The organism is Bdellovibrio sp. HCB209 (assembly GCF_047306065.1).
GTDB lineage: Bacteria > Bdellovibrionota > Bdellovibrionia > Bdellovibrionales > Bdellovibrionaceae > Bdellovibrio.
Genome location: NZ_CP178618.1, coordinates 1957654 through 1971600 on the forward strand (window position 1 = coordinate 1957654; position 13947 = coordinate 1971600).

Here is a 13947-nt window from a genome sequence, read left to right on the forward strand (position 1 = left end):
CGTAATATGAACGCAGCAAAACTCATCATTCTGGAAAATATCGCGGGACAAAGAGTCCGCACATTTGCCGTGGATTCAGAGTCCTTGAATATCGTGTATTTGAAGGACCAACGCCGTATTGAAGCCTTGGCTGATTTGAAAGTTCTTAAAGATAATGACGTAGAGTACAGCCTTGTTAAAAAGATCAATCTTTCTAAGATGACGGCTAAAGGCGAAACTCTTGAAGGTTTGGGTCGTATCCGCTTGGCAAGTCCAGACGATATCGCAAGCCCGAACTATGAATTGCACGACGAAAAAGACCAAGAGCAACTTAAAACTATTTTGACTCGCACGACTGTTGGTCACTTGGTTTTGGTTGGCATCATCATGATGGGATCTTTCATCGTTGCAAACTACTTCTCTAAAAAAGAAGAAGCTCCTTTGGTTACAATCGTAATTCCAAAAGAGACTCCTAAAGTTGTAGAGAAAAAACAACCGGCTCCTCATGTGAAGGTTTCTGAAAAGAAAATCAAACCTTCTAACAAGATCTATAAACCAGTGGTTAAACAACAACCATTGAAAACGAAGAAGTACACAGTAAACACTAACAAAGCCCGTAGCGTTCAACGCGTTGGTGCTTTGGCGGCTTTGGGTGGAACACCTAAAGGAACTCGTGGTTTCGAAGGTCTTGATAACAACTCTATGAAAGCTATCCGTGCTGCTGGTATCGGCAACGGTGGTGGCGGAGTTGGTTCTGCAGGTCGTGGCGGTATCAAAGGTTACCTACCAGGTAATGGTTTGATCGCGGGTTCTGCAGGTGAAGGCGGTCGTGCACAATCAGCTGGCGGTTACGGTACACGTGGCGTTGGTGGTGGTCGTGCTGGTTACGGTAAGATGAATATGGTTGGTGGTACTTCTGCTTCCAGTCTTCCACTTGATGCGGAAGCTACTGTTGAAGGCGGCTTGGACCGTGACCAAATCATCGCGGTTATCAACCGTAACAAAGGTCAAATCGTATATTGTTATGAAAAAGGTCTCCAAGCACAACCAGCTATCGGTGGTCGTGTTGCGGTTGACTTCGTAATCGGTCCAAATGGCCGTATTACAACAGCTCGCGTAGCTCAAAGTTCTTTGGGTTCTGCGATGGTTGAGAACTGCATGTTAGCTAAAATGAAAAATTGGCAGTTCCCGAAACCAGTTGGAAAAGTAAACGTAGATGTTCTTTACCCATTCGAATTGATGCGCGTATCTGCTCGCTAGTTTGAACCACGGTACTTGAGAGGTTTATATGAAGACGGTAAAAAGTTTGATGATCCTAATCCCAGCAGCAATGACTATCACGGCATGTGATGGTTGGCAGAAAAGTCCTTCATCGGACCTTGAAGACATGCGTGCTCAAGCTAAAGTGATCACTCAAATGGGTCCAGATAAACCTCAAACAATCACTAAAGAAGTGGTTGTGACAGAACAAGTTCCAGTGGAAGTTGTTAAAACTGTTGTGGTTGAAAAAGAAGTCGAAGTGAAAGTTAAAGAAACAGACATCACTCGTTCAATGATCCTATTGACGGCTGATTCTGAAATGACTTTCGCAGAAGGCGTTTCTTCTACTTATAAAATCCGCGCGTCCCTTCCAATCCCTGGCGCGACTGTGAGCTTAACTGCTTCAAATCTTCCAGAAGGTGCTTCTTTGAAGCCTTCTAGCGAAAAAGACGTTTACGTTCTTACTTGGAATCCTCCAATGTACACAGTAGACGCTGGTAAATCTTTGAAATCCATCCCAGTGAAATTCACTGCGACAGTTACTAATGCTGGGACAGCAAAAGGTGCTGAAGCGGTTAAAGGTATGATCAACGAATTGGATAAAACTCTTTTCGTGACTAAAAACCAAGTGGCTCCAAGTGCATTGTCTGTAGCTGGCATCGCTGGCGAAATCATGGAAGACCAACTAACACCGTTCTCTGTAACAGTCACTGTTCCAGGCATCGATGGTAAATCTTCTCAAAAGCCACGTTTCGTTATCACTTACGATGGTAATGCACTAACTGCTGGTAATGACTTTATGGAACTAGACGGCGCTCGTTACGTGATCGCTGATCTAAATAAAAAAGACGCTGAATACATCGGTGACTCTAAATGGAAAATCAACTTGATCTTCGATACTAAAAATATCGCAGTTCAACCACAATTAGCTAAAAACGGTACTATTATGTTGCAAGCTAACGGAACACGCGTTCGCTTCAGCATCAAAGCTTTCAGCCCGAACGGTCTTTCTACGGCAGAACAAACAGTTCAAACTAAGATCGTTTACACAAAAACAATCACAGCTCCCCGCTTCGATGTTTCTGGTCTTGGTAAACAAGGTCTAGAAGTTTCTCCGGGCGAAAAAATCGTCCTACGCTTCTCTGCTTCTTCAAGCAATAAGAACGCAGTTGTAGCGGTTGAATCTAAAAACTCTGCTCTACCAGGCAACCCTCAAGTAACTTGTGAAGATTCCTCTACTGGCAGCAACAAACAAGACTGTACTTTGACTTGGGAAGTTCCTTGCGATGCGACTGCTAAAACCTTGAAGGGCGCAGTTGAAATGTCTGCAACTGGTAGCTTCAATGGTCAAATCTCTAATGTAACTGAGTACTCTTTGAAAACTTTGAAAGCTGCAAAAGCGAAAAACCTTTGCGCAGCTCCTGCTAAAACTGCTGTTAAAGCTGCGGAGGCTAAATAGTTATGAAAAACTTTAAACTTCTTTCTGCAACTGTTTTGTTAATCGCCCTTTGTTCGCAAAATTCTTTCGCGGCTCCTGCTAAAAAAAGCGGCCCAAGAAAGGCAGCAGCTCCGGTTCAAAGACAAGCCCCTGTTGATAACTCAGACATCACTTCTGATATCGACTCTTTGGGTGGTAACGAAAAACTAATGAACATGGCTCAAAACATCAAGTCTGAGAGCCGTTCTCGTATCGTTCAAGATCGTATCGTTGACAGACGCAACCGCCTTGAAGTGGGTGTTAACTACGGTATGAACTTTGGTGGCGATGCTTACACAAAAACTCAAGCGATGGGTGTTGCGGCAGATTTCCACATCACTCCACGTTGGTCTTTGGGTGCAAGATACTATGACTTTGGTAACTCTTTGACTCCAGAAGGTAAACGTATCTTTGATCAAGCAAAAGCAAACTACGCAGCTGGCGGTCGTGCTTACGCGGTTGATATCGACTACCCAGAAAACGCAGTGATGGCTGTTCTTAACTGGTACCCAATCTATGGTAAAACTAGCTTCATGGATATCGGTGTTACTCAGTTCGATATGTACTTGCTTGGTGGCGGTGGTCAAATCACTCTGTCTAGCGGTTCAACTGCGGTTTACACGGCAGGTCTTGGTATCGGTGCTTGGATCACTAAACACCTAACTGCTCGCGCTGAAATTCGTTACATGAACTACAACGATCAACCAGTAACTGGTGAGCGTAACTTGAACGTAGTAACTGGCAACCTTGGTTTTGGATGGATGTTATGATTTCTAAGAAGTCGATCGTCTCTCAACTCCTAATGGTCACAGTTCTTAGCGTTGGTCACAATGCTATGGCTGCTGAGCGTTTCTCGGTAGAAGCCTGGGGTAAATCCTTGCAGTCTTCTTTGAAAGAGAAATCCGGCAAAAAGACCCTCGAGTTGCTAGACTTTAAAAAATTAGAAAATGACGTGGTTGTTTCAAAAGCTGACGCCAGCATGAAACAAAAAATCAAAAAAGCCCGTGAGCTTTTTGCTCAAGGCAAATACAGCCAATCCCTAGCTCTTTACAATGAGATCCCACGTGGTTCTGACTACTGGTTCCAAGTTGTAGAAGAAAAAGGTTGGTCTTACTTCCGTCAAAATGATTCTGAAAAGGCTTTAGCTCAATCTAAAACTTTAATCAGCCCTCAGTTTGCGGAAGTTGTGAATTCTGAAGCTTATTTGTTGCAGTCTTTGTCTGAATTGAAAATCTGCGACTATAAATCAGTATTTAAAACAACTCAGATGTTCAAAGAAAAACAACGCGAGCGTATCGCGGCTGTTCAAGCATTGTCTAAAGAAGGCTTTAACGAGTCATTCCTAAACGTGCTTAAAAAAGCTGATAAGTTCCCATTGCAAGCTTCTGATGTTGGCGAGTCTTTGTTGAAACTTCCAGTTCTTTACTACAAGGATGTGGAACTTCAAAAACAAATGCTGCGCTTTAAAGTCAGCCAAAAAGGTATGGACGTTTTAGCTGCTAACAACACGCAATTCACATTGCAAACTCAGCTAGACCAAGTGAACGAAGACGCCTTCGCAAAAATCAAGGCTCGTTTGATGACTTTGGCTGTTAACGAAACAGCTGATAACAAACGTGTTATTGGTAAGTTGAACTTAGTTGAAGTTGAAGCGATCCAACGTGTTCATACAGATCAAAGCTTGGATGAGTCAGCGTTCACGAAAAATGACTTTAAGAAAACGAACTCAGATCAATTGGTATTTAAAGACGACGGCCGCCCTTGGATTGATGAATTAGACAAGTACGACGTTGTTTCTAAATCTTGTGCTCAAAATGTTAGGAGAAAAATGTGAAACCACTTATAGCTCTTTGCATTTACCTTTCGGCTTTCATGTTGTTGTCAGCTTGTGCTCAGGAATCTGGCACAATGATCGCGCAACAACAGCTTGTTGACGAGAAAGCTGAACTTCCGGTTTATCCTGAAGTCCAACAACCAGCACAAGAACCTTTGCCGGTATTTCCTGAAATCCCAAAACAGGCCTTCACATGGGTGACTGAAGATGGTGGTCAAAGTCAGCTTGATTTCAACCCTCGCGTTGACATCTTGTTTGTAACTGACAACTCGGATTCCATGAAATCTGCGCAAGCGAACTTGATCAAAAACTTGAACCGTTTCACTAACGGTATCACGAACAACAAAATGATCGATTACCATATTGGTGTGATCTCTACTTGGGATAAAAAATGGGAAAACCCAGAATCCAAGAAAGCCGATCCATACAAAATTGGTGAGCTTCGTTTTGCAAAAACGATCGCTGGTACTGAGACTGCTCAACGTTATGTAACGAAAAAAGACTCTGCAGGCGTTCTTGCGACAACTTTGAAAATCGGTGTCGTAGCTCTTAAAGATGGCGGTCCAGAGAATGAAGAATTCTTCTCTCCTTTGGCTGCGGCTTTGGAAAACAACGGTCGCGGTTCTGCGAACGAAGGTTTCTTCCGTGAAGACGCTCAATTGGTTGTGATCTTTTTGACAGATGCTGATGATGCTTCATCGCGTATCAGCCCTGAGCAAATGGCTAGAACTTTGATTGATTTCAAAGGTGGCCGCCAAGATAAAGTTTCTGTGTACGGTGTGTTGGTAGACGCTAAAGATCCAGATCAATACAAAGACTGGGCATTGCGTGTTCACCCGACTTACCATCCAGAGTGTTTCGTTGGTCAAAAGAACAACGGTAAATGTACTGGTTTCGGTCCTGAGCGTTTGGAACAACTGATCGTTGCTGCAAATGCTGGTTCTGGAAGTCCAAAACAAATTCGTGATCAATATATCATGAGCATCGTTTCCCCAAGTTTCGGTACTGAGTTGGGTCGCATGGGTGATTCCATCACAGTTAAAACTTTGGAAAAACAAATCTTCTTAAGCCAAATCCCACGCGTGGATGATGCTGGCAAATTGATGTTGCGTGTTCGCTACGGTACAGCTGATGTTCTTGCTCAAGGCAAAGGTCAGTTGATCCCGAACAAGTTGAGCGGTGGTTGGAACTACAACCCAAGTTCAAACTCTGTGAAATTGTCTGGTGATATCAAGTACGAATACAAAGATGGCGCTCGTTTCGCCGTAGACTTGGTTCCAGTTCCCCTAGCTAACTAGGAAAACAAATAAATTCCGTATCAATTCAAAGAGGAGACAGTTGTCTCCTCTTTTTTTTATTTCACTTCTAATATTTTATCTAATTCGCCGTCCGCTTTCATTTTTTCTAGGACGGAGTTAAATTTAGTATGAAGCTCCCGGCCCTGCTTGTTATCTTTAAAGGCGAAGTAAACGTTCAAGGTTGAAATCGGCATGGTTTTATCGAAATCAATTCCAGTCACACCACTCATCCCAAGAGCTTTGATTCCGGAAAGCTTTTCCACAACAAACGCGTCGATCGTCCCCTCGCTAAGACGCTTGATATTAGCAACATCATCGTCAGCGTATGAAAATCTAATGCGCGAGTTTCCGGTCAATTCCGTCGTATAAGGATAACGGAACGTTAATCCCACGGCTTTACCCTCTAGATCCTTGATGGTTCTAAGAGGCTTATCTTTGCGATAGAAAATAAAATCAATTTTCGAATAAAAGGGCACGCTCTTTAACGCGTTCTTTGGCATGTTCACATCAAGACCAGGAAAGATTCCATCGACATCGTTATTGGTGAATTTCAATATCGCCTTATTAGGAGGCAGCACTTCGATCTCATAAGAGACATCGACTTTTTTTGAAATCTCTTTGGCAAGATTGATAAAAAGACCTTTGTCTTTATTTTCAACCATAAGAGGAATAGGAAAAGTCACCAGACGGGCCGTCTTGGCTTCCACTGAACCAGCAATACAAAATAATGGAAGGATAAACCAGAACCTGAACATAATGTGCCAATTAAACATTCATTTAAGGTCGATTAGCAAACAAATTGTGTTTACAACTCAAGAGACGAGGAAACCTTTAGTTCCCAGAGTAGATCCTCTTTTGGAGAAAAATCCGGCCCGCTCGGTGTAGACAAAACCTTGCGCCTGTAAGGCCCGCTTCAAAGCTCCCTTTACCGCATATGTACTGAGCATGCTGTTTTCAGTAGAGGCTTCGCGTAACATTCGATTTAAAAACTCCTCACCCCAGAGATGAGGATGAGTTTTGCCACTGAAGGCGTCATAAAAAAATCCATGATAGCGAGAAACGAACTGAATATCTTCATGGAGAGCTCCATGAATGTCCTCGAGTTTTACAAAGTGCTTCTTCAAGAAGGACTTTAACTCTTGAGGGGATATCTCGGTCCCCTTCAAAACATGCATCAAAACATCCTCATAGACCTGCAAAACTTCCGGAGAAAACTCCTGCACCTGATCGTGCAGCCAAAGATAAAAGAACTCTCGCAGCTCAGGGATGCTTTCATAGCTTGTAATCAACCCCACAGACTTACCCCGCAGAAGGGCTTCGCGAGCGATATTCATTTCGATATAACCCAAGCCAAGGCCCACTACGACGAAATGAGGGTTGTCGATTTTAGAGAGAACGGCAGCAGCAACACTTCCGTAAAGATGAGTCGTCTCTATACTTGCCCCGCCAGAGTGATGCATAGATTCGCCATGGGGCTTATCGGGGCTTAAGGACTCCAAAAGACGCAAGGTAGGACTCTCATCCTTGGTAATTTCGATCTCAAACCCAATGTCTTTCCATGACTTCATAGAAGGCTTTCCGTCGTTGACTTCCTGCAAAATAAAACTCATAACCGCCCTATGGAAAAAGGCTGGTTGGGACTTCCCTATCACACTATCAGTGAACACTACAATCAACTGTTTGGCGAGAAGGTCTATAAGATCCCCGTCACTGTTGTTGATAATTGTCCCAATCGCATGGGCCTTAAAGGCATGCAGACATGTGTTTTTTGTGATGTGTGGGGTTCCGCTGCTAACGCAGAAGCCATGACCATGGAACTTCGCGAGCAGATCGAAAAATACCACGCTCACATTGCCAACAGATACAATGCTAAAGCCTTTCTGATCTACTTCCAGGCCTATACAAATACCTTCACCAAAGTATCTGCTCTTCGTAATAACTTTGATATCGCTTTGTCTTATCCTTGGGTGAAAGGCTTTACCCTAGGGACTCGCCCGGATTGCCTTTCTAAGGCTGTGATGGATCTTTGGAATGAGTATAACGAGAAATCCTTTGTGGCAGTTGAGATGGGCGTGCAAAGCTTCTTTAATGATGAATTAGAGTTCATGCGTCGTGGACATAGTGCTGAAGCGGCTGTTGAGGCTATTCATAAGATTGCTGAAAACACCAAGGTCGATCTTGGTATTCATTTGATCTTCGGAAGTCCGCAAGAAACAGATGAACGCATTATTAAGACAGCAGAGATCGTAAATACTCTGCCGATCACGAACGTAAAACTGCACAACCTCCACGTTTTGAAAAACACTCCCCTCGAGGGCATGTATCACAGTGGAGAGTTCAGCCCCATCGATCAGGAAACCTACACTCGCCGTGTGGAGTTGTTCTTACAGCACCTCTCCCCGCGCTTTGCTCTCCATAGATTGGCCGCTTATTCGTCTCGCTGGGATGAACTCGTGGCTCCTGATTGGACAAAAAATAAAATGGGAACTCATCAAGCGATCATCGATCACTTAAGAGCCCATGGTTCCTATCAATCGCAGTTTTTTACGGCTTCTGATGAGCTAGAAACCTCCGCTCAGGCACATTTGTTTAAAAAATCTCGTCGCATGGACGCAGCACTTTGCTGAGATTCTGCTCTATTTAAGTTCTTGTAAGATCACGACAGGTAAATTTCAGGCTCAGCTACCAGAAAACGGCTATTTAGGGCTAGACCAATGGTTTACCCTCTAGGAATAGGGGCTACTTGCACTCTTTTTTCGCAGGACAGACGTGTCAATCGTAAGGATTCATCTGCTTAAATGATGAGCAACGTCACAAAAAAATCAGCGTTATTTCAAAAAATACTCTTGCAACTTCACGGAAAGAATTACACAGTTGGAATTGAGAGAGATACCCGCCTTATTGATGAGGCACCCGGGACCAACCCCTAGATATAGGGGTACAACAGGGAGGTACTAGGACGTTTCAGCGAAGCAAATTTTATGTTTCGTTAACGAGAGAAACCTACAGCTAAGGATTAGCGACTCAATCTCAACCAATCTACATCTTATATATTAACCACGTCTGGATTTTTGCGAGGGGCAGAATCTGGCGGGGATTTTTTTGCCCAAAAGGAACTGGGCAGAGGGGATTTGCATCATGTTGGAAACAACAGCTCACATCATGAGAGTTAAAAAGAGAGACGGAACTCTTGAACCAGTCGACGTAACGAAAATCGTTGAACGTGTGACTCGTAATTGCCAAGGTCTAACTCAAGTAGACCCACTTCGTGTAGCTACGAAAGCTATCAGTGGTCTTTATGATGGTGCGACAACAAATGAGTTGGATAATCTTTGTATCTCCACTGCATCTCTTTTGATCGGTGAAGAGCCTGAGTACTCTCGCCTAGCGGCTCGCCTTTTGAGCACATATGTAGACGAAGAAGTTCGCTCTCAAAAAATCCAATCTTTTGCAGATTCAGTTAACTTCGGCTTCCAAGCTGGTTTGTTGTCTGAAGACACTAAAAACTTCGTAGATGCTAACAAAGCAGCTCTTTGCGCGGCTATCGAGCCTTACCGCACAGACCGTTTTGAATACTTCGGTCTTAGAACTGTTTACGATCGCTATTTGTTGAAAAACCCAACAACACGTCAGGTGTTTGAAACACCTCAATACTTCTTTATGCGTGTGGCTTGTGGTCTTGCTCAAACAGTTGATGAAGCTATCGAATTCTACCGTTTGATCTCTTCTCATGACTACATGGCCTCTACGCCAACACTGTTCAACTCTGGTACTTTGCGCCCTCAGATGTCTTCTTGCTATCTTTTGGATTCTCCATCAGATGATTTGGAAGCTATCTACAAAAAGTACACAGACATCGCTTTGCTTTCTAAATTCGCAGGCGGTATCGGCGTAGCTTACTCTCGCATCCGTTCTCGTGGTTCCTTGATCAAAGGTACAAACGGTCACTCTAACGGTATCATCCCTTGGTTGAAAACTATGGACTCTTCTGTGTCTGCAGTAAATCAAGGTGGTAAACGTAAAGGTGCTGCTTGTGTGTACTTGGAAACTTGGCATGCTGACATCGAAGAGTTCCTTGAACTTCGCGATAACACGGGTGACGAAGCGAAACGTACTCACAACTTGAACTTGGCAAACTGGGTTCCAGATTTGTTCATGAAACGTGTTGAAACTGATGGCATGTGGTCTTTGTTTGACCCACGCGTAGTTCCTCACTTCGTTGATACTTATGGTCCAGAATTCGACGCCGCTTTTGAAAAAGCAGAGTCTGAAAAACTATACACAAAACAAATCAAAGCTCGTGAACTATACTCTCGCATGATGAAAACTCTTGCGCAGACTGGTAACGGCTGGATGACATTTAAAGATGCTGCCAACATGAAAGCCAACCAAACTGGTGAAGCTGGCAATGTGATCCATCTTTCTAACTTGTGCACAGAGATCCTAGAAGTTACTTCAAACTCTGAAACCGCAGTTTGTAACTTGGGTTCTGTAAACTTGGGTCGTCACGTAGAAAACGGTCAATTCAACTTCGAAAAACTGGCGAAATCTGTTCGCACAGCTGTGAAGTACTTGGACCGCGTTGTTGATATCAACTTCTACCCTATCGAAACTGCTAAAGACTCCAACCACAAATGGCGTCCAGTTGGTTTGGGTGTGATGGGTCTTCAAGATGCCTTCTTCTTGTTGAAGTTGCCTTTTGACTCTCAAGCGGCTCGTGAATTGTCTGCAAAAATCCAAGAAGAGATCTACTACAACGCTCTTTTGACTTCTTGTGAACTAGCTGAAAAACACGGTCCTCACGGTGCTTACGAACAAACTCGTGCTGCTAAAGGTATGCTGCAATACGACCTTTGGGGTGTGACTCCTTCACAACCAGAGCGTTTCAACGCTTTGAAAGCGAAGATCAAACAACACGGTTTGCGCAACTCTTTGTTGATCGCTATCGCTCCAACAGCAACTATCGCTTCTATCGTAGGTTGCTACGAAGCGATCGAGCCTCAAGTATCTAACTTGTTCAAACGTGAAACACTTTCTGGTGAGTTCATGCAGATCAATAAATACTTGGTGCAAGATCTAAAAGCGATGGGTCTTTGGTCTGAAGATCTTCGTAACGAAATCAAATTGAACGATGGTTCAATTGATGAAATCGCGGCGATCCCACCACAACTTAAAGAGTTGTACCGCACTGTTTGGGAAGTTCCGATGAAGTCATTGATTGAAATGGCTGCAGCTCGTGGCGCTTACATCGACCAAGCTCAATCTTTGAACTTGTTCATGGAAAGCCCGACTATCGGTAAAGTTTCTTCTATGTATATGTATGCATGGAAGCAAGGTGTGAAAACGACTTATTACTTGCGTTCTCGTCCAGCGACGAAAATTGCAAAAACAACTGTGAAGTCTTCTAACAACGGTATGGGTATGACGACTGCTGCTGCAAACACTATGGATGCAGCTCCAGTAGCAAAAACTCAAGAAGCTGCTGCTCCTAAGAAAGAATACACAGATTCAGAAGTGATCGCTTGCTCTTTGGAAAATCCAGAAGCTTGCGAAGCTTGTCAGTAATAGTCAGCGAAAGCTGATCCAGAGCTGAAAGTCCGAGGGGGGCTTTCAGCTCGAAAAAGAGCGCCGGCGCCGTTCGCCGGAAAAACGTTTAGGGACTTTTTATGATTTTAGATCCAGGCTTTAACTTAACTCTTCGTCCAATGAAATACCCAACTATGTACGAAATGTACAAAAACGGTATCAAGAACACTTGGACTGTAGATGAAATCGATTTCTCTACAGACCTTGTAGACCTTCACTCAAAAATGACTCCGGCTGAAAGACATTTGATCTCTCGCTTGGTGGCGTTCTTTGCGACAGGTGATTCTATCGTTGGTAACAACCTTGTGTTGAACTTGTACAAACACGTGAACGCCCCAGAAGGTCGCATGTATTTGTCTCGTCAGCTTTACGAAGAAGCTTTGCACGTTCAGTTCTATCTGACACTTTTGGATTCATACATTCCAAATCCAGATGAGCGCGCAGAAGCATTTGCCGCGATCGAAAACATCCCTTCTATCAAAAAGAAAGCAGATTTCTGCTTTAAATGGATCGACTCTATCAACGAGTTGGATCAATTGAACTCGAAAGAAGACCGCCGTCGCTTCTTGATGAACTTGATCTGCTTCGCAACTTGCGTTGAAGGATTGTTCTTCTATGCCGCGTTCGCTTACGTTTACTTCTTGCGTTCTAAAGGTTTGTTGCAAGGCCTTGCATCTGGCACAAACTGGGTATTCCGCGATGAATCAATGCATATGGCGTTTGCGATCGAAGTGATCAAAACTGCTCGCCAAGAAGAACCAGATCTTTTCAATTCTCAAATGGAAGATATGGTTACACAAATGCTTGAAGATGCTATCGAATGCGAAATGGAATTTGCGAATGACGTTTTGCAATTGGGTGTAGCTGGTCTATCTCCAAAAGACATGCGCCAGTATCTTGAATACTGCGCAGACCAACGCCTTGAAAGCTTGAGCATTGCTCCTCGTTACAACGTGAAAAATCCGTTCGACTTCATGGAGCTTCAAGATATGCAAGAACTTGCAAACTTCTTCGAAAGACGTGTTTCTGCATACCAAACTGGTATCAGCGGCTCGGTAGCCTTCGATGAGGCGTTCTAATTTACTTTGGGTATTACTATTTTTAGTATGCATGGGGGTGGGTTTCCTACACGGGTACCTGCCCCAAGGCATTTCTAGGGACTACATCTTACGCCCGACCAAGATTCGCGTTCTGGTGACTGACGAATCTCTTTTCCCACGCAATATTCAAGAACAGCTAGAAAATGATTTACGCATTAAGTTTGAGGTGACTGTCACTCGTGACTGGAACTCGATCTTAGCGAAAGTCATTGCATCGCCATCTCAAGACATCGTGCTTTTACCTTCGTATTGGGCAAATACGATGAATCAACAAAAGCTTTTGACTGTGAGTGCTGAAAACGAGCTTTCGATTAAAATTGCTCCTGACTTTTTAGCTCCGGTTATCACGAACCGCAGTTTGTATTTCTATCCTTTGTTTTGGATGAAAACAGGATTCAAAACTGCCAACAAGGCAAGTTTTGAGGACTTCCTGAAAGACAAGAAAGCAACGACGCTGTTCTTGCTGAATGACGAAGATCTGCTTTTAAATCACTTTCAAATCTGGCAGGAAAAAGGCTGGTTGGGATTGGTTCAACAGAAAAAGATTCTGACTCTGCCATTAGATCGCCTCGTTTCTAACGAAAACCAAGATGGCGCGAAAGAGCTGCCTTTGAATGAATCTAATCCCGATCTAACGATCCAGGATGACCTAAGCGCCCTTTTAGTGTGGGGGGCCGCCATTCCACAAGCCTCTGACAAGAAAGACCTCGCCCTGGAAGTTTTAGTCGCAATGACAGCGAACAGCCTGCAGGAAGAAAACCTGCTTAAAACGCCATTCAATAGCACATTGCAAGGCCTGACGTCGGCAACACTGCCACCACAACGTCGCGCCACTCATATTCGTGAATTGAAATTAAAAGGCACCATCTTACTTGGTACTAAGAATCTAGAAGCGACGAAAAAGCTTCGCGATGATTTTAATTTGATCTTATAGCGGTATAGCGAGCAACAGCATTACCGCTTGTCGCAGCCACACTGGCAGAGTCATAGCCCGTCAATATCAGTACGATATTGTTCGTACCTGTTTTCATTGAAGCGCCTCTAAGAACGATATTGAAGCGGCCATTGCGGCAAGTGCCGTAACTTTGGATCGCAGCACTGGACATATCATAAACCGGTGTCGCAACCCCACCCACCGTCGCAGTAATTCTGTGAGTTGGATAGGTTGAAGCAAAGCAAGCACCTGTTAGCTCCAAGTAACGATCCGAAGTGATCGTGCTTAAGCTGTAAGTGTCAGCCACCAATTGCAATTCTGTCGAAGTAGGATCTGTGTTCAAAGAATGGGAGTTTGGATTTGATGGATCATCCGTCAAAAGCGAATTATCCGATACCTGACTACATGAAGCCAATAAGGCAATCATCGAAAGGCTTGTCGCCAACTTCAATAGTTCGGATTTCATAGAAACTCCCCCG

The 13947-nt window shown here is 43.9% G+C and carries 12 protein-coding genes; 9 read left to right on the top strand and 3 right to left on the bottom strand.

Features of this window, described 5'->3' with window-relative positions; all coding sequences use genetic code 11:
* Positions 1–6: 6 nt before the first annotated feature.
* From ACLVWP_RS09560 to ACLVWP_RS09580, 5 genes are read left to right on the top strand one after another with little or no spacing between them, the layout of a single operon-like run.
* Complete coding sequence (locus ACLVWP_RS09560; RefSeq protein ID WP_413557012.1) at positions 7–1239, top strand: TonB family protein; 1233 nt, start codon at positions 7–9, stop codon at positions 1237–1239.
* Between the two features lie 28 nt (positions 1240–1267).
* On the top strand, positions 1268–2698 hold the full coding sequence (locus tag ACLVWP_RS09565) for a hypothetical protein (RefSeq protein ID WP_413557013.1): 1431 nt from the start codon (positions 1268–1270) through the stop codon (positions 2696–2698).
* Positions 2699–2700: 2 nt separating this feature from the next.
* The gene (locus ACLVWP_RS09570; protein WP_413557014.1) at positions 2701–3486 is read left to right on the top strand and encodes an outer membrane beta-barrel domain-containing protein; all 786 of its coding nucleotides are present in this window, start codon (positions 2701–2703) and stop codon (positions 3484–3486) included.
* Positions 3483–4550 carry a hypothetical protein gene (locus ACLVWP_RS09575; protein ID WP_413557015.1) on the top strand — a complete coding sequence of 356 codons (1068 nt, stop codon included), beginning with the start codon at positions 3483–3485 and terminating at the stop codon, positions 4548–4550. Before ACLVWP_RS09570 ends, ACLVWP_RS09575 begins: the two co-directional genes overlap by 4 nt.
* Complete coding sequence (locus ACLVWP_RS09580) at positions 4547–5848, top strand: hypothetical protein (RefSeq protein ID WP_413557016.1); 1302 nt, start codon at positions 4547–4549, stop codon at positions 5846–5848. The genes ACLVWP_RS09575 and ACLVWP_RS09580 overlap by 4 nt, the downstream gene beginning before the upstream one ends.
* A gap of 56 nt (positions 5849–5904) precedes the next feature.
* On the opposite strand, the gene ACLVWP_RS09585 is transcribed toward ACLVWP_RS09580, so the two are convergent.
* Positions 5905–6603: a substrate-binding periplasmic protein gene (locus ACLVWP_RS09585; RefSeq protein WP_413557017.1), complete on the bottom strand. Its 699-nt coding sequence runs from the start codon at positions 6601–6603 to the stop codon at positions 5905–5907.
* A gap of 57 nt (positions 6604–6660) precedes the next feature.
* On the bottom strand, positions 6661–7458 hold the full coding sequence (locus ACLVWP_RS09590) for an MnmC family methyltransferase (protein WP_413557018.1): 798 nt from the start codon (positions 7456–7458) through the stop codon (positions 6661–6663).
* Positions 7459–7467: 9 nt separating this feature from the next.
* On the opposite strand from ACLVWP_RS09590, the gene ACLVWP_RS09595 reads away from it, so the two are divergent.
* The 4 genes from ACLVWP_RS09595 to ACLVWP_RS09610 all read left to right on the top strand — a co-directional run bounded on the left by ACLVWP_RS09595 (position 7468) and on the right by ACLVWP_RS09610 (position 13468).
* Positions 7468–8475 (top strand): TIGR01212 family radical SAM protein, encoded by a 1008-nt coding sequence (locus ACLVWP_RS09595; RefSeq protein WP_413557019.1) that lies wholly within the window; start codon positions 7468–7470, stop codon positions 8473–8475.
* Between the two features lie 511 nt (positions 8476–8986).
* On the top strand, positions 8987–11413 hold the full coding sequence (locus ACLVWP_RS09600) for a ribonucleoside-diphosphate reductase subunit alpha (RefSeq protein WP_413557020.1): 2427 nt from the start codon (positions 8987–8989) through the stop codon (positions 11411–11413).
* Positions 11414–11514: 101 nt separating this feature from the next.
* A complete protein-coding gene (locus ACLVWP_RS09605) occupies positions 11515–12513 on the top strand; it encodes a ribonucleotide-diphosphate reductase subunit beta (protein WP_413557021.1) in 999 nt (332 codons plus the stop codon).
* 31 nt (positions 12514–12544) lie between these two features.
* Entirely contained in the window at positions 12545–13468 is a 924-nt protein-coding gene (locus ACLVWP_RS09610; RefSeq protein ID WP_413557022.1) for a hypothetical protein, read from the top strand.
* On the opposite strand, the gene ACLVWP_RS09615 is transcribed toward ACLVWP_RS09610, so the two are convergent.
* Positions 13452–13934 (bottom strand): hypothetical protein, encoded by a 483-nt coding sequence (locus ACLVWP_RS09615; RefSeq protein ID WP_413557023.1) that lies wholly within the window; start codon positions 13932–13934, stop codon positions 13452–13454. The genes ACLVWP_RS09610 and ACLVWP_RS09615 overlap by 17 nt on opposite strands.
* Positions 13935–13947 lie beyond the last annotated feature (13 nt).

Coding starts and splice junctions, on each gene's coding strand:
- ACLVWP_RS09605 (WP_413557021.1), top strand. CDS start 11,515: ATGATTTTAGATCCAGGCTTTAACTTAACTCTTCGTCCAATGAAATAC.
- ACLVWP_RS09610 (WP_413557022.1), top strand. CDS start 12,545: ATGGGGGTGGGTTTCCTACACGGGTACCTGCCCCAAGGCATTTCTAGG.
- ACLVWP_RS09595 (WP_413557019.1), top strand. CDS start 7,468: ATGGAAAAAGGCTGGTTGGGACTTCCCTATCACACTATCAGTGAACAC.
- ACLVWP_RS09570 (WP_413557014.1), top strand. CDS start 2,701: ATGAAAAACTTTAAACTTCTTTCTGCAACTGTTTTGTTAATCGCCCTT.
- ACLVWP_RS09565 (WP_413557013.1), top strand. CDS start 1,268: ATGAAGACGGTAAAAAGTTTGATGATCCTAATCCCAGCAGCAATGACT.
- ACLVWP_RS09600 (WP_413557020.1), top strand. CDS start 8,987: ATGTTGGAAACAACAGCTCACATCATGAGAGTTAAAAAGAGAGACGGA.
- ACLVWP_RS09560 (WP_413557012.1), top strand. CDS start 7: ATGAACGCAGCAAAACTCATCATTCTGGAAAATATCGCGGGACAAAGA.
- ACLVWP_RS09590 (WP_413557018.1), bottom strand. CDS start 7,458: ATGAGTTTTATTTTGCAGGAAGTCAACGACGGAAAGCCTTCTATGAAG.
- ACLVWP_RS09585 (WP_413557017.1), bottom strand. CDS start 6,603: ATGTTCAGGTTCTGGTTTATCCTTCCATTATTTTGTATTGCTGGTTCA.
- ACLVWP_RS09575 (WP_413557015.1), top strand. CDS start 3,483: ATGATTTCTAAGAAGTCGATCGTCTCTCAACTCCTAATGGTCACAGTT.
- ACLVWP_RS09615 (WP_413557023.1), bottom strand. CDS start 13,934: ATGAAATCCGAACTATTGAAGTTGGCGACAAGCCTTTCGATGATTGCC.